At 57.7% G+C, this 16,521-nt stretch carries 17 protein-coding genes; 12 read left to right on the plus strand and 5 right to left on the minus strand.

The features are described from left to right. Nucleotides 1-258: 258 nt before the first annotated feature. Genes PGR23_RS21715 through PGR23_RS21745 form a run of 7 tightly spaced genes read left to right on the plus strand, consistent with a single transcriptional unit; the run spans nt 259 to nt 7,177 of the window. On the plus strand, nt 259-1,125 hold the full coding sequence (locus PGR23_RS21715; RefSeq protein WP_316423527.1) for a MurR/RpiR family transcriptional regulator: 867 nt from the start codon (nt 259-261) through the stop codon (nt 1,123-1,125). An 11-nt stretch (nt 1,126-1,136) separates the two neighbouring features. Then, on the plus strand, nt 1,137-1,718 hold the full coding sequence (gene ddpX, locus PGR23_RS21720) for a D-alanyl-D-alanine dipeptidase (RefSeq protein WP_045378241.1): 582 nt from the start codon (nt 1,137-1,139) through the stop codon (nt 1,716-1,718). After that, nucleotides 1,715-3,277, plus strand: coding sequence for an ABC transporter substrate-binding protein (locus PGR23_RS21725; RefSeq protein WP_396279475.1), 1,563 nt, complete (start codon nt 1,715-1,717; stop codon nt 3,275-3,277). Before ddpX ends, PGR23_RS21725 begins: the two co-directional genes overlap by 4 nt. A gap of 60 nt (nt 3,278-3,337) precedes the next feature. After that, nucleotides 3,338-4,357, plus strand: coding sequence for an ABC transporter permease (locus PGR23_RS21730; protein ID WP_396279474.1), 1,020 nt, complete (start codon nt 3,338-3,340; stop codon nt 4,355-4,357). Then, complete coding sequence (gene ddpC, locus PGR23_RS21735) at nt 4,358-5,251, plus strand: D,D-dipeptide ABC transporter permease (protein WP_047044371.1); 894 nt, start codon at nt 4,358-4,360, stop codon at nt 5,249-5,251. Continuing rightward, nucleotides 5,251-6,240 (plus strand): ABC transporter ATP-binding protein, encoded by a 990-nt coding sequence (locus tag PGR23_RS21740; RefSeq protein WP_047044369.1) that lies wholly within the window; start codon nt 5,251-5,253, stop codon nt 6,238-6,240. The genes ddpC and PGR23_RS21740 overlap by 1 nt, the downstream gene beginning before the upstream one ends. Beyond that, a complete protein-coding gene (locus PGR23_RS21745; protein WP_015370095.1) occupies nt 6,233-7,177 on the plus strand; it encodes an oligopeptide/dipeptide ABC transporter ATP-binding protein in 945 nt (314 codons plus the stop codon). The genes PGR23_RS21740 and PGR23_RS21745 overlap by 8 nt, the downstream gene beginning before the upstream one ends. Before the next feature lie 570 nt (nt 7,178-7,747). Here PGR23_RS21745 and exaC read toward each other — a convergent pair. Then, nucleotides 7,748-9,268, minus strand: coding sequence for an acetaldehyde dehydrogenase ExaC (exaC, locus tag PGR23_RS21750; protein WP_045395180.1), 1,521 nt, complete (start codon nt 9,266-9,268; stop codon nt 7,748-7,750). 265 nt (nt 9,269-9,533) lie between these two features. Here exaC and PGR23_RS21755 point away from each other — a divergent pair, with 265 nt between their 5' ends. Then, complete coding sequence (locus PGR23_RS21755; RefSeq protein WP_396279473.1) at nt 9,534-11,315, plus strand: sigma-54-dependent Fis family transcriptional regulator; 1,782 nt, start codon at nt 9,534-9,536, stop codon at nt 11,313-11,315. On the opposite strand, the gene PGR23_RS21760 is transcribed toward PGR23_RS21755, so the two are convergent. Then, complete coding sequence (locus PGR23_RS21760) at nt 11,316-11,912, minus strand: undecaprenyl-diphosphatase (protein ID WP_045395183.1); 597 nt, start codon at nt 11,910-11,912, stop codon at nt 11,316-11,318. A 59-nt stretch (nt 11,913-11,971) separates the two neighbouring features. Then, entirely contained in the window at nt 11,972-12,910 is a 939-nt protein-coding gene (locus PGR23_RS21765) for a LysR family transcriptional regulator (protein ID WP_396279472.1), read from the minus strand. Between the two features lie 102 nt (nt 12,911-13,012). On the opposite strand from PGR23_RS21765, the gene PGR23_RS21770 reads away from it, so the two are divergent. The 3 genes from PGR23_RS21770 to PGR23_RS21780 all read left to right on the plus strand — a co-directional run bounded on the left by PGR23_RS21770 (nt 13,013) and on the right by PGR23_RS21780 (nt 14,527). Continuing rightward, complete coding sequence (locus tag PGR23_RS21770; RefSeq protein ID WP_045395187.1) at nt 13,013-13,618, plus strand: FMN-dependent NADH-azoreductase; 606 nt, start codon at nt 13,013-13,015, stop codon at nt 13,616-13,618. Between the two features lie 78 nt (nt 13,619-13,696). Then, complete coding sequence (locus PGR23_RS21775; protein WP_047044355.1) at nt 13,697-13,996, plus strand: ArsR/SmtB family transcription factor; 300 nt, start codon at nt 13,697-13,699, stop codon at nt 13,994-13,996. Between the two features lie 9 nt (nt 13,997-14,005). Continuing rightward, entirely contained in the window at nt 14,006-14,527 is a 522-nt protein-coding gene (locus PGR23_RS21780; RefSeq protein ID WP_063447421.1) for a rhodanese family protein, read from the plus strand. Here PGR23_RS21780 and lpxO read toward each other — a convergent pair. After that, entirely contained in the window at nt 14,524-15,426 is a 903-nt protein-coding gene (gene lpxO, locus PGR23_RS21785; protein ID WP_047044349.1) for a lipid A hydroxylase LpxO, read from the minus strand. The two genes, PGR23_RS21780 and lpxO, sit on opposite strands and share 4 nt — an antisense overlap. Before the next feature lie 208 nt (nt 15,427-15,634). Here lpxO and PGR23_RS21790 point away from each other — a divergent pair, with 208 nt between their 5' ends. Further along, nucleotides 15,635-15,814 (plus strand): hypothetical protein, encoded by a 180-nt coding sequence (locus PGR23_RS21790; RefSeq protein WP_045395194.1) that lies wholly within the window; start codon nt 15,635-15,637, stop codon nt 15,812-15,814. Between the two features lie 40 nt (nt 15,815-15,854). Here PGR23_RS21790 and stpA read toward each other — a convergent pair whose 3' ends face one another. After that, on the minus strand, nt 15,855-16,256 hold the full coding sequence (gene stpA / locus PGR23_RS21795) for a DNA-binding protein StpA (protein ID WP_045395232.1): 402 nt from the start codon (nt 16,254-16,256) through the stop codon (nt 15,855-15,857). Nucleotides 16,257-16,521: the final 265 nt, after the last annotated feature.

Raw genomic sequence — 16,521 nt, forward strand, 5'->3', positions numbered from 1 at the left:
AAAATTATCTCTCTACCGCTCCGGCCCACAACCACATTGTTAACGATATGTTTTATTTTTGTGATGCACAACCAGGATTCATTGCACCTGATTTGTGCAATGAATAACCAAATCCTACGCTCAGGATCCGCTCACCTCCCAATAGATTAGCGATATTGCTGGAAATACTATTTCCCGCAATAGCTGGCACACATCGTGCTTTGTTAATTGAGTATCAGAATTCTGTTAAATGAGAGCGAACTATCATTAAGGGCAGAGATGAACGATAGCAACGGCTTGTTTCACATTATTGAATCCACTTTCAGCCAGCTCACGCCGAGCGAAAAACGTATTGGCAGTTGGCTGTTAAGCCATCGGGAGCATATCCCGTTTGAGACCGCCGACAGCATTGCGCAGGCCACCGGCACCAGCGGGATAACCGTAGGCCGCTATCTGCGCAAGCTGGGCTATCGCAATCTCGATGACGTGAAGCACAGCCTGAAAGAGCCCGCATCAACGCCCTATCGCCAGTGGGGAGTGATTGACCGGCTTGACTCCTGGTCACAGCAGCAGACGCAGCCGGATCGCGCCAGCCTGTCGTTGCAGATGGAGCTGGATGCCATTCGCTATGTCTACCAACTGGCGCAGGAACCGACCTTCGCCCGCGTCAGTCAACGCATCGCCGAGGCCGACGCGGTTATCATCATTGGCATTCAGTCGACTCGCGGCATCGCCAACACGTTCTTCAGCCATCTGGAATACCTGCGCCCGCGCGTGACCTACGCCGACGGCAGCTCCGGTAGCTGGCTGGAATCATTGAATTCTGAATACCAGCACCCCTATGTGGTGCTGACCGATACCCGCGCTTACTCCGTCGCCGCGCGCCAGTTTTGCCGGGTCGCCTGCGAACGCGGAGTTGCCACCGCGCTGGTCACCGATATCTGGTGCCCGTGGGCGCGCGACTATCCGGTTGATTTACTACAGGTGAAAACCGATACCGGCCACTTCTGGGATTCGCTGGCGCCGATCGGTTGTCTTTTTAATCTGCTGCTCTCCGCGGTGGTGGAACGGCTGGGGCCGAGCCTCTCCAGCCGCCTTGCCGCGAACCGCGCGCTGCAGCAGGAATTTGGTCAGTTTGAACGTTAAGGAAATTTTCGATGAGCCATCTTTCCCTGGTGGATATCGCCGCGCGTTTTCCCACGCTGCCTGTCGACCTGAAATACGCCACCGCCGATAACATTACCGGCCAACCGATTTATCGCGAAGCCCGCTGCCTGCTGCACCCCGATGCGGCCGTCGCGCTGGAGAAATCCATCGCCATCGCTGCGCTTGCGGGCTATCGCCTGCTGGTGCTTGACGCCTATCGTCCACAGCGCGCCCAGCAGCTGCTATGGAATGCCTGCCCGAACCAGGATTACGTCGTGCCGGCCGATATCGGTTCCAACCACAGCCGCGGCACCGCCATCGATGTAACGCTACTCGATGACCACAACAACCTACTCGACATGGGCACCGCCTTTGACGAAATGGACGATCGCTCGCATCCCTACCACCCGGCGGTGGCGCAGGAGGCGCAGCGTAATCGCCTGTTACTGAACGCCATTATGTTCGGCGGCGGCTTTAAAGGCATTACCACGGAATGGTGGCACTTCGAACTACCGGGCGCGGCCGGTTATCCGCTACTCGACGATGTTTTCGCCTGTTTCTCCCCCGCTCAGATTGACGGAGTTTCACCATGAACATGACTCGCCCAGCATCCTTAGGTTTTCGCCCGTTACTGTTAGCCGCCGCGCTCTGCGCCGCCATCCCTTCCGCCTTTGCCGCGGTGCCGAAAGATATGCTGGTGATCGGCAAAGCCGCTGACCCGCAAACGCTCGACCCGGCCGTCACCATCGATAACAATGACTGGACGGTGACCTACCCGGCCTATCAGCGGCTGGTCAAATACAAAACCGATAATGGTAAAGGTTCCACCGATGTCGAAGGGGATCTCGCCGAAAACTGGCAGGCCTCCGACGACGGCAAAACCTGGACCTTCGCCCTGCGCAAAGGCGCGCAGTTTGACGACGGCTCGCCGGTGACGGCAGAGGCGGTCAAACTCTCTTTTGAACGCCTGATGCGTATTAAACAGGGGCCATCGGAGGCGTTTCCCAGCGGGCTGAAGGTAGATGTCGTCGATCCGGCCACCGTTCGTTTCACGCTGCCGGAATCTTTCGCGCCGTTCCTGCATACCCTCGCCAATGACGGCGCCTCCATCATTAACCCGGCGGTGCTGAAAGCCAACGCCGCCGATGACGCCCGCGCCTATCTGGCCGAGCACACCGCGGGCTCCGGCGCGTATAGCCTGCAGCGCTGGCAGAAAGGCCAACAGTTGGTGCTGGTGCCCAACCCGCACTTCAGCGGCAATAAGCCGGCCTTTAAGCGCGTCACGGTGAAAATCATCGGCGAAAGCGCCGCCCGTCGTCTGCAGTTGACTAAAGGCGACCTGGATATCGCCGACGCCCTGCCGGTCGATCAGTTTGCGGCGTTGAAGAAAGAGGACAAGGTGGCGGTCTACGACTACCCGGCACTGCGCGTCACCTATCTGTATCTCAACAACAGCAAAGCGCCGATGAACCAGGCGGATCTGCGCCGCGTGGTGTCGTGGGCAACGGACTATAAAGGCATGGTCGACGGCATTCTCGGCGGTTACGGTAAGCAGATGCGCGGGCCGATCCCCGATGGCATGTGGGGCTACGACGCCAGCGCTATGCAGTATTCATTAGATCTCGACAAAGCCAAAGCGGCGCTGGATAAGGTGGCGGATAAGCCGAAAACGCTGACGTTCCTCTACTCCGATAACGATCCGAACTGGGAGCCGATTGCGCTCTCCACCCAGGCCAATCTGCAGGCGCTGGGTATCCAGGTCAAGCTGGAGAAACTAGCCAACGCCACCATGCGCGAGCGCGTGGGGAAAGGTGATTACGACATCGCGATCGGTAACTGGAGCCCGGACTTCGCCGACCCCTATATGTTTATGAACTACTGGTTCGAGTCGGACAAAAAAGGGCTGCCGGGAAACCGTGCGTTCTACGACAACCCGCAGGTTGATGCGTTGTTGAAACAGGCGGTCGCCACCACCGATCAGGCGGCGCGAACCAAAGATTATCAGCAGGCGCAAAAGACCGTCATTGATGACGCCGCCTACGTCTATCTGTTCCAGAAAAACTATCAGGTCGCCATGAACAAAGAGGTGAAAGGCTTCGTTTTCAACCCGATGCTTGAGCAGATTTACAATATCGCCGACATGCACAAGTAGCGGGCCGTCTCTCCATCTTGTCTGGTCGGGCCGTCACAGGCCCGGCCGAGGAGCGTCATCATGAGTTTCTGGGGTTTAATACGACAGCGCTGTTGGGGGCTGATATTAGTCGTCGCCGGCGTCTGCGTGATTACGTTTATTATTTCGCACCTGATTCCCGGCGACCCGGCGCGGCTACTGGCGGGCGATCGCGCCAGCGATGAAATCGTCCGCCATATTCGCCAGCAGCTGGGGCTGGATTTACCGCTCTGGCAGCAATTTGCCCGCTACGTTAACGCCCTGCTCCACGGCGATCTCGGCACCTCGATTCGCACCGGCCGCCCGGTACTGGAAGATTTAAAAACCTTCTTCCCGGCGACGCTGGAGCTGGCCTTTTGCGCGCTGCTGATTGCCCTGCTGGTTGGCATCCCGCTCGGCGTGCTGTCGGCGGTATACCGCAATCGCTGGACCGATCACCTGGTGCGCCTGATGGCGCTGACCGGCATCTCGACTCCGGCATTCTGGCTCGGTCTCGGAGTAATCGTCTTGTTTTACGGCAAGCTCGACTGGCTGCCCGGCAGCGGCAGGCTCGATGACTGGTTCGATCCGCCCACCCGCGTCAGCGGTTTTTATCTGCTGGATTCACTGCTGGAAGGCAATGTCGAGGTCTTCTTCAATGCCCTGCAGCACCTCATTTTACCGGCAGCCACCCTTGCCTTCGTTCATCTTGGCATCGTCGCCCGGCAGATCCGCTCGGCGATGCTCGAGCAGCTCAATGAGGACTACATTCGTACCGCGCTGGCCAGCGGCCTGCCGAAATTCACCATTGTGGTGCGCTATGCGCTACCCAACGCGCTGATCCCCTCTATCACCGTGCTCGGGCTCGCGCTGGGCGATCTGCTGTACGGCGCGGTGCTCACGGAGACGGTGTTCGCCTGGCCGGGGATGGGCGCCTACGTGGTGTCTTCGATTCAGGCGCTCGATTTCCCCGCCGTGATGGGCTTCGCCATCGTGGTCTCCTTTGCTTACGTACTGGTCAACCTGGTAGTCGACCTGCTCTATTTATGGATCGACCCGCGCACGGGTCGGGGAGAAAGCTAAGTGATGATGACTCAGGAACAACCGCTTCCACGGCCAAAGGCTGAAAAAAGCGGCCACTGGAAGCGTCGTTGGTGGTTGATCCGCCAGAGCCCGCTAACGCTGATTGGCGCGGCGATCATGCTGGTTATGCTGTTTTTAATGATCTTCTCGCCGTGGCTGACGCCGCACGATCCTAACGCCATTAATCTTGCCGCGCGTCTGCAGGCGCCGTCGTTCGCTCACTGGTTTGGTACCGACGAGGTCGGCCGCGATCTGTTCAGCCGCGTGCTGATCGGCAGCCAGCAGTCGGTGGCCGCCGGGCTGGCGGTGGTATTGATCGCCGGGATCAGCGGTTCGCTGCTGGGCTGCCTCTCCGGAGTATTGGGCGGGCGCAGCGACGCGCTAATTATGCGCTTGATGGACATTATGCTGTCGATTCCGTCGCTGGTGCTGACCATGGCGTTGGCGGCGGCGTTAGGCCCGAGCCTGTTCAACGCGATGCTGGCGATCGCCATCGTGCGTATTCCATTTTACGTGCGACTGGCCCGCGGCCAGACGCTGGTCGTGCGTCAGCATACTTTCGTCGAGGCCTCGGTGACGTTTGGCGCCTCGCGCTGGCATCTGATCAGCTGGCATATTCTGCGTAACGCCCTGCCGCCGCTGGTGGTGCAGGCCTCGCTGGATATCGGCAGCGCGATCCTGATGGCCGCCACGCTCGGTTTTATTGGCCTCGGCGCCCAGCAGCCTACCGCGGAATGGGGCGCAATGGTCGCTAACGGTCGCAACTACGTGCTCGATCAGTGGTGGTACTGCGCCTTCCCCGGGGCGGCGATCCTGATCACCGCCGTCGGCTTTAACCTGTTTGGCGATGGCATCCAGGATCTGCTGGATCCCAAGGCCGGAGGGCGCAACTAATGGAAAATAGGGTCTTAACTATCGATAACGTTCGCCTGAGTTTCCCGGTCTATCAGGGCCAGGTCAACGTGCTGAATAATATCTCGCTGCACATCGATCGCGGCGAAATCGTCGGCGTGGTAGGCGAGTCGGGTTCCGGTAAATCGGTGACCGCGATGCTGGCGATGCGTCTGCTCTCCGCCGGCAGCTATCATATTCATAGCGGCGCTATCACCCTGATGGGCCACGATATGCTCACCCTGACGGAAAAAACGCTACGCGATATTCGCGGCAGCAAGGTCGCGATGATTTTTCAGGAGCCGATGACCGCGCTTAACCCCACCCGACGTATCGGTAAGCAGATGGTAGACGTCATCCGCCAGCACCGTCCCATGTCGCTGCGTGAGGCGCGCGCCCGCGCCGTCGAGCTGCTGGCGGATATGCAAATCGCCGACCCGCAAAGCGTGCTCAAGCGCTATCCTTTCGAACTCTCCGGCGGCATGCGCCAGCGGGTGATGATCGCTATCGCCTTTTCTTGCGAGCCCGACCTGCTGATTGCCGACGAACCGACCACCGCGCTGGACGTCACCGTGCAGCGTCAGGTGTTGCGCCTGCTGAAGCAAAAGGCCCAGGCGACCGGCACGGCGGTGCTGTTTATCAGCCACGATATGGCGGTGGTTTCTCAGGTGTGCGATCGGCTGTACGTCATGTACGCCGGCGCGGTCATTGAAAGCGGTAAAACCGCAGAGGTGCTGCAACATCCCCAGCATCCCTACTCTATCGGTCTGTTAAACAGCGCTCCCGATAATGGCGAACCGCGCGCGCCACTACGTTCTATCCCCGGCACCGTACCGAATCTGGCGCGTCTTCCCGCCGGCTGCGCCTTCCGCGAACGCTGCTTCGCCGCGGGTGAAGCCTGCGGTATTACCCCTACGCTGCAGGCTCATGATAACGCCGCCGACAGACAGGCTGCCTGCTGGTATCCGCAACGGGAGAACGCCCATGTCTGAGACGCTATTAACCCTCAATGATGTGCACCTGACGTTCGCCGCGCAGAAAAACTGGCGCGGGAAAGTCATCGAACGCGTCTATGCGTTAAATGGGCTGGATATGACGGCCAGACGCGGCGAAACCTTAGGGATCGTGGGCGAATCCGGCTGTGGGAAAAGCACCCTGGCGAAGCTGCTGATGGGCATGCTAAAGCCCTCTTCCGGCCACTTCACCCGCGCGCCGGCGCGCGGCGAAAACCAGAGCGGACGCATGCAGATGGTGTTTCAGGATCCGCTCTCGTCGCTGGATCCGCGGCTACCGGTCTGGCGCACCATCACCGAACCTGTGTGGATCCAGTCGCGCATGCCTGAAAAGGCGCGTCGCGATCTCGCCGAGCAGCTGGCGCTACAGGTGGGGATCCGTAGCGAATATCTCGATCGGCTGCCGCACGCTTTTTCCGGCGGCCAGCGCCAGCGTATCGCCATCGCCCGCGCGCTCTCGTCGCAGCCGGAGATTATCGTGCTCGATGAGCCGACTTCGGCGCTGGACATCTCGGTGCAGGCGCAGATCCTTAATCTGCTGGTCGAACTGCAGCAGCGGCAGAATCTCACCTACGTGCTGATTTCGCACAACGTCTCGGTGATACGTCATATGAGCGATCGGGTGGCGGTGATGTATCTCGGGCAAATCGTTGAAATGGGCGAGGCGCGGCAGGTGCTGGATAATCCTGCGCATCCTTATACCCGGCTATTGATGGAGTCGGTACCGCGCATCGGCTCACCGTTAGGCGAAGGCGTGCGCAATACCGAACTACCGGGCAACCGCCGGCTGCCGACGGGCTGCTACTTTCGGGAACGCTGTCCTTACGCCAGCCAGGGCTGCGAACGGCCTCAGCCGCTGGAGGCGCAAGCGAATGGCGCGCAGGTCCGCTGCTGGAAAGCGCAAACAATAAGATGAGACCGGGCGCCGCCCGGTGCTACTGTTATCGGTTTGCAACGGTTTTGTGTACGGAAAACATGTGCTTTGTGTTAATTCAGAGCACATTGCGCTCCCGATATTTCTTCTGCGTTATGGCTCTCATGGTGCAGGGAGCGCACAGAGGGCGGCCAGTCGCCGCCGCCCTCTGTACTCTCGGGCTCTGGCCGCCAAAATCGCCACTTCGTGGTACCTTCGACTTATCCCTGCAGGCTCCGGGTCGGGCCGAGGCTGCGTCCCTGCAAGTCACGGCCCTCAGCCCGCATCCATGCGGGCTGCCCCGGCCTTCCGGGAACGTCTCAGCGATTTTGAGGCCACCAACACCGGCAGTTTCAGCCAGCATGGTGAATAAATTAAAGGCAGGCCGCACAGACCGTAGGCCGGATAAGGCGAAGCCGCCATCCGGCGCAAAAGCGGCGCCTTATCCGCGGATATTGCCCGGCGGCGCTGCGCTTGCGCGGGCCTACAGATCCAGTGCAATGGGTGGCCCAGTGCCATAGGTAGCCCGGGGAAGGCGCTTACGCCGCCCCCGGGTCAGCCGTTATAAATGAATCAGAATAGCCCCAACGGCGCGGTGCCGTAGCTCACCAGCAGGTTTTTGGTCTGTTGATAGGCTTCCAGCGCCATCTTGTGGGTTTCCCGCCCGACGCCGGACTGCTTATAGCCGCCAAACGCGGCATGCGCCGGGTAAACGTGATAGCAGTTAGTCCACACTCGTCCGGCCTTGATGCCGCGCCCCATGCGGTACGCCAGGTTGGTATCCCGCGTCCATACCCCGGCCCCTAAACCAAACTGCGTCTGGTTAGCAATCGCCAGCGCCTCAGCCTCGTCCTTAAAGGTGGTCACGCCGATGACCGGGCCAAAGATCTCCTCCTGGAAGCTGCGCATCTCGTTGTGCCCTTTAATCAGCGTCGGCTGAATATAGAAGCCGCTATCCAGCTCGGCGGTAATGCTCGCGCGATCGCCGCCGGTGAGGATCTGCCCGCCTTCATCACGAGCGATCTTGATATACGACAGGATCTTATCGAACTGCTGGCGTGACGCCTGAGCGCCGATCATCGTTTCGGTATCAAACGGATCGCCGCGACGGATCTGCATCACTTTCGCCATTACCCGCTCCATAAACGGCTCGTAGATCGATTCATGGATCAATGCGCGCGATGGACAGGTACAGACTTCTCCCTGATTGAAGAAGCCCAGTACCAGCCCTTCCACCGCCTTCTCGATAAACTCCTCCTCGCCATCCATTACGTCGGCGAAATAGATATTCGGCGATTTGCCGCCCAGCTCAACGGTGCAGGGAATAATATTCTCTGCCGCGCAGGCCATAATATGACGGCCCACCGGCGTCGAACCGGTAAAGGCGATTTTAGCGATCCGCTTGCTCGTCGCCAGCGCTTCGCCGGCCTCTTTGCCAAAGCCCTGTACCACGTTCAAGACCCCAGCCGGGAACAGATCGCCGATGATTTCCATCAGCAAAGTAATACTTAGCGGCGTCTGCTCCGCCGGTTTTAAAACCACGCAGTTGCCTGCCGCCAGCGCGGGCGCCAGTTTCCATGCCGCCATCAGCAGCGGGAAGTTCCACGGAATAATTTGCCCGACCACGCCCAACGGTTCGTGGAAATGATAAGCCACGGTGGTGTCATCAATTTCGGCGGTACTACCTTCCTGCGCGCGCAGACAACCGGCGAAATAACGGAAATGATCGACCGCCAGCGGCAGGTCGGCGTTCAGGGTTTCGCGGATCGGTTTACCGTTATCCCAGCTCTCTGCAACCGCCAGATACTCCAGATTCTCCTGAATGCGGTCGGCAACCTGCAGCAGAAGATGGGAACGCTGCTGTACCGAGGTTCGCCCCCAGGCGTCCGCCGCCCGGTGTGCCGCATCAAGGGCAAAATCAATATCTTTGGCGTCGGAGCGGGGAAACTGCGCAATGTTGCTCCCATCGACGGGAGAAGTATTCATGAAATATTCGCCGCTTAACGGCTCGACGAATTTACCGTCTATGAAGTTGCCGTAGGCCGATTTGAATGAAACCAAAGCGCCCGGTTTGCCAGGATGAACATAACGCATAGCAATCTCCTTCTGTAGGGTTAAGGCGCAGCGGCGTGGTGTTTTTTGCTATTGTCCGCTGCACGCTTTCTCCTGTAGCAGGGGTTATGCCAACTTTATGCACTCCTAATAAACTTAATAAGTTTCAAATAATTAAATATATCCCCTTGCCAATTCGCGTCCTCTTTGTCGCACAGGATCCCGCTTCTGTGTTGCGAATCGCAACACCAATAAAACCAAATAGCTACAATATTGCAACACAACCCAGCCGACCACGAGGTGCGCCGTGCAAGGAAATCCGTTCACTATCACCCCCGAGGCGCAGTCCAGCGCGCTGCTGAGCGACTCCTGGCAACGCAGCCAGCGCTACGGCCTGCAGCCAACGAGCGACGAGTTTCCGCGCCTGCACGGCGGCGAACTGGCCGACGTGCTGGAAAGCAACCGCAGCCTACAGCGGCTGGCGCAACCGGTGGCGACGCCGCTGGCGCAACGTGCCGCCGGGCTGCAATCGGTAGTTATTCTTTCCGATGCCAGCGGGCTGGTGCTCCAAACCTTCGGCAATAGCGCGGCAATGAAAAAAGCGCAAAGCTTCGCGCTGGAGCCTGGCAATATCTGGAGCGAAAGCGGTCGCGGTACCAACGCTATCGGTACCGCGCTGGCGATTGACGACAGCTGCGAAGTCGAAGGCCGTCAACACTATTTAACCCGTAATCAGGATTTGTACTGCGCGGCGGTACCCCTACAAAGCCCCGATGGCCAGATTGCCGGGGCGCTGGATATTTCCGGCCCGGCGCATATCCCGCATCCCCACTCTCTGGCGTGGATTAAAGAGGCCGCCAAACAGATTGAATATCTGTGGGTGAAACAGAGCCTGCATCCGCAGCAGTGGTTAATGAGCCTGCACTCGCGGGTGCAGAAGCTCGATAGCGCTGAAGAGCTGCTGCTGGTCTTCTCCGATAACCTGCTGACCGCGGCCAATCGGCTGGCCATCCGCGAACTGGGCCTGCAGGCCGGACAGATAGGGAAAATGACCTTCCAGCAGTTGTTCCCCCGCCTGACGCAAACGGCGGTTAGCGTGCCGCTGCCGATGACCTTCCAGCAACGTGGCTACTACTACCGTCTGCGCGCGCCAACCCGCGCCAGCGTCGCCGTCCCCGCGCAACCAGCGCTCAACCTGCCGTTTTGCGCGTCCGGCGAAGGCGAGAAAATGGTCCGCTTACTCAACGCCGGTATCGCATTGTGTATCGAAGGGGAAACCGGCTGCGGTAAAGAGTTCCTCAGCCGTGAGCTGCATGCGCATAGCCGCTGGCGCAGCGGTAAATTCGTCGCCATCAACTGCGCGGCCATCCCCGAATCGCTGATTGAATCGGAGCTTTTCGGTTATCAGGCGGGGGCCTTTACCGGCGCGAATAAAAACGGCTATATCGGCAAAATTCGCGAAGCCGATGGCGGAGTGCTGTTCCTCGATGAAATCGGCGATATGCCGCTGGCTCTGCAAACCCGACTGCTGCGGGTACTACAGGAAAAAGAGGTCATGCCGCTGGGTGGGAATCGCAGCGCGCCGGTGAACTTCGCCTTGATTTGCGCCACCCACCGTCATCTCGCGCAGCGCGTCGCCGAAGGCGCGTTTCGCGAGGACCTGCTCTACCGCCTGCGCGAATACGCTTTTACCATCCCGCCGCTACGCCAATGGCCTGAACTCAAACATTTTATTCCTGCGCTGTGGCGCTCGCTTGGCGCGGCAGAACGCCATATCACGCTCTCCGATGCGCTGATTCATCAACTGACATTATGTCGTTGGCCGGGTAACGTGCGTCAGTTGCAAAGCCTGCTCAAAGTCCTGTTGGCGCTGGCGGACGATGGCGAATGCCTGGGCGTCGCGGCGCTGCCCGAGGAGTATCAAAGCGCGCAGCAAACCAGCGCTCCAGGCGGGCTTCAACAACATGACGCAAAGCTGATTGCCGATACGCTGGCCCGCTTTAACGGCAATGTGAGTAAAGCGGCGCAGGCGTTAGGCGTCGCGCGCAGCACGCTGTATCGACGGGCCGCGCGCGTACAAAGGAAGTGACTACGGCGTAAAGCGCGCCGGCAGCCAGGAGAAGAGACGGCGACTCAGCGCTTCGCACAGCGCCACCAGCGTCTGCCCCAGCCGTTGCCACACCACTTTTGCCACGCAGAGGCCCAGTGCTGAAATCAGCGCCGCGCCCAGCATATCCAGCGGGAAATGGACGCCGAGAAAAATACGTGCCCACGCTACCGGTAGCGCCGCCGCCAGCACCAGCAGCCCCATGCCGCGCAGGCGTAATGACAGCAGCGCGAAGGCGGCGCTGAACATTACGGTGCCGTGATCGCTTGGGAAAGAGTTATCCGCCGGGTGGCTTATCCAGGTATGGCCCAGCGGCATCATAAACGGCCGCGGATGGAACCACAGCGTTCCACAGGCAAACCCCAGCCCTAACGCTATCAAAATCGTCATGGCGCAAAACAGCGCCTGTCGATGCCCCTGCCGACCGCCAAGGAACCATAATCCCAGCAATATCGCCGGGACTAAAAGGATAATCCAGCTGGCGGAGAATCGCGCCAGCAGCAATAGGCTGTCCGGCGTACCAGGCCCGGCATTCAGCGCGAGGAAGGCGCTCTGGTTAAACGTTTCTAACAGGTTCATGGCGAGTTCTCGTCACAGTCATCATGCTGTCATTATCGCCAGAATACCTTAAGCCCGGATTAACCTGACGCTGAAGGATCCTCCTGGTTTTTACCACCGGCTAACTGCTGCGGCAGCCGCGCCAGCAGTTCATCTACCACTACGCGAATTTTCTGCGGCACCCATGCCGCTTCCGGCCAGACGGCGCTGATCGCAAAGCTGCCGCTGACCGACGACGGCAATATTTGCTGGAGTTCTCCCCGCGCTAGTTCGTCGGCTACCAGCCAATCCGGCAGCCAGGCGATTCCCAGCCCGCTTTTTGCCGCCGCGGCGATGGCGGCGAAATCATCCATTGCCAGTCCGGGCTGAGGGCGAAACGCGAGCGCCGCTCCCTGCGCATCGCGCAAATGCCATTTCTGCATCTGCCCGGCGTAGAGATAGCCAATAGTAAGATGCTCGTGCAGTTCTTCCGGCGTCTGCGGCGCTGGCCGATGTCGTAGATATAACGGCGATGCGCAAAGAATCATGCCGTGCTGGCCTAAACGCCAGGCCTTAAGAAAGCTGGAGTCGCTCAACGCGCCGATACGTATCGCCATATCGAACCCTTCTTCAAACAGATTGACCTGGCGGTCGCTAAACGACAGCTCGAGCTTAAGCTCAGGATAACGTTGGCTAAGAGGAAACAATATCGGCGCCACGCAGCGCTGGCCAAACAGCACCGGCAGGCTGATTCGCAGCCGCCCTTGCACCTGGGTTTTCCCGCGCTGAATTTCATTTTCCGCATCCCGCAGGTTATCCAGCGCCCGGCGGGATTGCAGATAAAAGACCTCGCCTTCTTCGGTCAACGCCTGCCGACGCGTGGTGCGCTGAAACAGCGCGACGCCGAGCCGCTGCTCCAGCCGGGAAATGGTCTTGCCGACGGCGGAGCGCGTCACGCTCAGCTTCTCAGCGGCTTGCGCAAAGTTGCCGCACTCGACGACGGCGACAAATACCGGGATCGCATTTAAATCACTGCGCATTGATTGGTTCCTGAGTGGATACAATGATAAAAAATAATGTCACTACTGGAGAAAAAAAGACAGTGTTACCCTGCGGACCATCAACTTTATGAGGAGTCCGTCATGAGTAACGTATTGATTTTAAAATCCAGCATCAACGGCCCGGCGTCGCTAACCAACCAGCTAATAGATGAATATATGCAGACCCGCCGCGAGGCCGGTCATCAGGATTCGGTCGTCGAACACGATCTGACCACCCTCGCCTTGCCGAAACTCGACGGCGCGCTGTTTGCCGCGCTGCGCGGCGCGCAAGACTCGCGTCCGGCGATTCAGCAAGGGGTTGCCCTCTCTGATTCACTCATCGGCGAGTTAAAGGCCAGCGATCTGCTGGTGATCGGCGCGCCGATGTATAACCTCAACGTGCCAACCGATCTCAAAAACTGGTTCGATCTGGTGGCGCGAGCGCGGGAAACCTTCCGCTATACCGAGACCTGGCCGCAGGGGTTGGTTGAAGGCGTGCGTGCAGTAGTCATTAGTTCGCGCGGCGGCGTCCATGACGGGCAACCCAGCGATGCGGTCACCCCTTACCTGCGCGCGGTGCTGGGATTGATGGGGATTAGCGACGTTGAATTTATCTATGCCGAAGGGATGGATATTCGCCCGCACGGCCGTGATGCAGGTATCGCCCACGCCCGCCAGCATATTGCCAGGGCCGCTCAGCTGGCGTGAGATCCGCTGCTTCTGTGGGCTGGTAAAGGGTCAGCTTTTATTTTAGAATAATCTAAATTTAGAAAAGACTAAAATAAAATGACCACAGCACAACAACTGCAGGCCAGCGCCGGGGAAGCCGCTGTCCTGCTGAAAGCGATGAGTAATCCCCACCGGCTACTGATTCTGTGCATGCTTTGCGAAGCCCCGCGTACAACCGCGGGAGACCTGGCGCAAATCACCGGCCTGAGCCCTTCCGCCACCTCTCAGCATCTCGCGCGGATGCGCGATGAGGGGCTTATCGACAGCGAACGCGACGCCCAGCGCCTGCGCTATTTCATTACCCATCCCGCCGTTCAGCAGGTTATCGCCACGCTGAAAACCATTTACTGCCCGTAAGGAGTCCTTATGACTATCGCCACCGTTACAGCCAACGAAGCCCAGGCGCTTATCGCCCAGGGCGCACGGCTGATTGATATCCGCGCTGCCGACGAATACGCTCGTGAGCATATTCCAGCGGCGACGCTGCTGCCATTAGAGCAACTGACTCACGGCGCGGCGCTCAATGCGCAGCCGGGAGAAACAATCATTTTTCACTGCCAGGCCGGCTCGCGCACGCAAAATAACGCCAGCCTTCTGGCCGCCGCCGCCGCGCCCGCGCAGGTTAAGCTACTGGCTGGCGGTATTCAGGCATGGCGGGCGGCGGGATTGCCGATAGTCGAAGATAAATCCCAGCCGCTGCCGCTAATGCGCCAGGTGCAAATCGCCGCCGGCGCGCTGATTTTGCTAGGAGTAGTGCTGGGATACGCCGTCAACAGCGGCTTTTTCTTGCTGAGCGGTTTCGTTGGCGCGGGGCTCACTTTCGCTGGCCTCACCGGTTTCTGCGGCATGGCACGCCTGCTGGCGGTCATGCCGTGGAACCGACGTTAAAACGCCTGCCAGATGAGTAGTGCAATGCCGCCGAAAAGTAGCCATTTGACGATGTAGTAAACCGTTTTATTCCATTTTTTCAAACGCTTGCCGACAATGCGGATTTGATAAATGTAGCGGAAGCTGCGGTTAATCCCGCCGGTACGGTCGCCGATATCGTTCGGCGCGGCGGCGGCGCTCATTAAATTTCGCCCCAGCCAGTGGTTCACCTTCTGCGCCCAGCGGTAACGCATGGGCCGTTCGATATCGCAAAACAGAATCAGCCGGTTCTCACCGCTGGTATTTTCCGCATAGTGAATATAGGTTTCGTCAAATAGCACGCCTTCGCCATCGCGCCAGCTATAGCGTTCGCCGTCCACTTCAATAAAACAGCGATCGTCATTCGGCGTCGCCAGCCCAAGATGAAAACGCAGCGACCCGGCATAAGGGTCACGGTGGCGAGGCAAACGGCTACCATCAGGTAACGTGGCGAACATTGCCGCTTTAACCGAAGGAATGCCGCGCAGCAGTTCAGTCGTTTTTGGACATAGCTGGCTTGCGGAGGGATGCGCGTCTTCATACCATTTCAGGTAAAACCGTTTCCAACCGGTTTTAAAAAATGAGTTAAATCCGGCATCATTATATTTTTCCGCCGCTTTTATTTGCTCCAGACGCTGCAGATTAATCCCCTCTTCACGAATAACCAGCCAGTTATTTTGTAATATCGCAAGTTCCGGAAACGTCTCCGGACGCAGAAACGGGGTATTCGGCACACGCGAAAAGAGGTACATAAACCCGTTAAGAGGAGCGGTAAAAGTTGAATGGTCGGAAAGCTGACGCCAGAAACGATAGCGAACTTTTCCGCGATAATGGACGTAGAGCACAGCAATTATAATAATAAGTAAAATGATATACTTCATATTCGCTTATCTGACCATGTTCTGTTTTGAATCATTCTGCGCCAGCAGTCTCAGTTTCACTCACCGCAGCGCCACAAAAACCATTAACAAAGATAATACATCTACCCATAAATTGTTTTAACAAAAAGCAGCACGATCGTTGAATCCGTCAGCATCGTTGAGCTATCGTTTAGGTTCTTAGTTGTTACCAATGCTCAGGAGAGACACCATGTTTACAACAGGCGATCTGGTACAACCGCGCGTCGGCGGGCCAAAATTGAAGGTAGTGGAAGTGAATGGCGATAGCCTGATCGTTGTTCAGGCGAGTAACGAGCAGGGTGAGAAATTTACTCTGAAAGCGGTTGATGTTACGCCTTATACCGAAGAAGGCGATTTCGGCGTTTGCTAAGCAAAACGGTGGGTTTCCCCACCGTTTAAACAATCTCTGTTTAGATCAGGAAGCTCTCAAGTGATTGCCCCTGCGCGACGGCCAAAGCGATCGGCTTGGGCATACGGCCCTGGCCAGTCCAGGTTTTTTCTGCGCCGGTATGATCGGTGTAACGATATTTAGCCGGGCGCGGCTGACGTTTTTTACTGCTTTTCGCCGGGGCCATTTCATGCAGCGCTAATTCATCAGGTGAAATACCGTCAGCAACCATTAATTCCAGCCAGGTATTAATTTTTTCCTGATATTCCGCCTGCTGCTGTTGCGTCTTCTGCTGCTCTTCACGTTTTTCTTCAGTGACGATCCTGAGTTTTTCCAGCATCTCTTCAAGCACGTCAGTGGAGAATTCACGCGCCATAGCACGCAGTGAGCGAATATTATTCAGTTTTTGTAACATAAAAGACATAAAGATCAAAAATCCCAAATCGAAAAAATAAAACAAGAATTACCTGGTCAGTTTAATAGATATGTATATTTATTTCCAGCCTTAGCTTATTCAAATAAATATGTACAGGATTACGCCTATGAACGCGCTGAAATTTATTGGTGGGCAATATCGAAATAGAACACAAACTCTGACTGGCGCGGATGAATAATGCATAGCGCGACATAATAATATTCATAATATTATATTTATAGCCACGTCAGTGAGTTATAAAATCATCGCCGGT

It is taken from the genome of Klebsiella sp. 141162, from assembly GCF_050600755.1.
GTDB lineage: Bacteria > Pseudomonadota > Gammaproteobacteria > Enterobacterales > Enterobacteriaceae > Klebsiella > Klebsiella aerogenes.

Bases quoted from the DNA above. Each gene is read 5' to 3' on its own strand.
- PGR23_RS21715 (WP_316423527.1), top strand. From the start codon at position 259: ATGAACGATAGCAACGGCTTGTTTCACATTATTGAATCCACTTTCAGC.
- ddpX (WP_045378241.1), top strand. From the start codon at position 1,137: ATGAGCCATCTTTCCCTGGTGGATATCGCCGCGCGTTTTCCCACGCTG.
- PGR23_RS21725 (WP_396279475.1), top strand. From the start codon at position 1,715: ATGAACATGACTCGCCCAGCATCCTTAGGTTTTCGCCCGTTACTGTTA.
- PGR23_RS21730 (WP_396279474.1), top strand. From the start codon at position 3,338: ATGAGTTTCTGGGGTTTAATACGACAGCGCTGTTGGGGGCTGATATTA.
- PGR23_RS21740 (WP_047044369.1), top strand. From the start codon at position 5,251: ATGGAAAATAGGGTCTTAACTATCGATAACGTTCGCCTGAGTTTCCCG.
- PGR23_RS21745 (WP_015370095.1), top strand. From the start codon at position 6,233: ATGTCTGAGACGCTATTAACCCTCAATGATGTGCACCTGACGTTCGCC.
- exaC (WP_045395180.1), bottom strand. From the start codon at position 9,268: ATGCGTTATGTTCATCCTGGCAAACCGGGCGCTTTGGTTTCATTCAAA.
- PGR23_RS21760 (WP_045395183.1), bottom strand. From the start codon at position 11,912: ATGAACCTGTTAGAAACGTTTAACCAGAGCGCCTTCCTCGCGCTGAAT.
- PGR23_RS21765 (WP_396279472.1), bottom strand. From the start codon at position 12,910: ATGCGCAGTGATTTAAATGCGATCCCGGTATTTGTCGCCGTCGTCGAG.
- PGR23_RS21770 (WP_045395187.1), top strand. From the start codon at position 13,013: ATGAGTAACGTATTGATTTTAAAATCCAGCATCAACGGCCCGGCGTCG.
- PGR23_RS21775 (WP_047044355.1), top strand. From the start codon at position 13,697: ATGACCACAGCACAACAACTGCAGGCCAGCGCCGGGGAAGCCGCTGTC.
- PGR23_RS21780 (WP_063447421.1), top strand. From the start codon at position 14,006: ATGACTATCGCCACCGTTACAGCCAACGAAGCCCAGGCGCTTATCGCC.
- lpxO (WP_047044349.1), bottom strand. From the start codon at position 15,426: ATGAAGTATATCATTTTACTTATTATTATAATTGCTGTGCTCTACGTC.
- PGR23_RS21790 (WP_045395194.1), top strand. From the start codon at position 15,635: ATGTTTACAACAGGCGATCTGGTACAACCGCGCGTCGGCGGGCCAAAA.
- stpA (WP_045395232.1), bottom strand. From the start codon at position 16,256: ATGTCTTTTATGTTACAAAAACTGAATAATATTCGCTCACTGCGTGCT.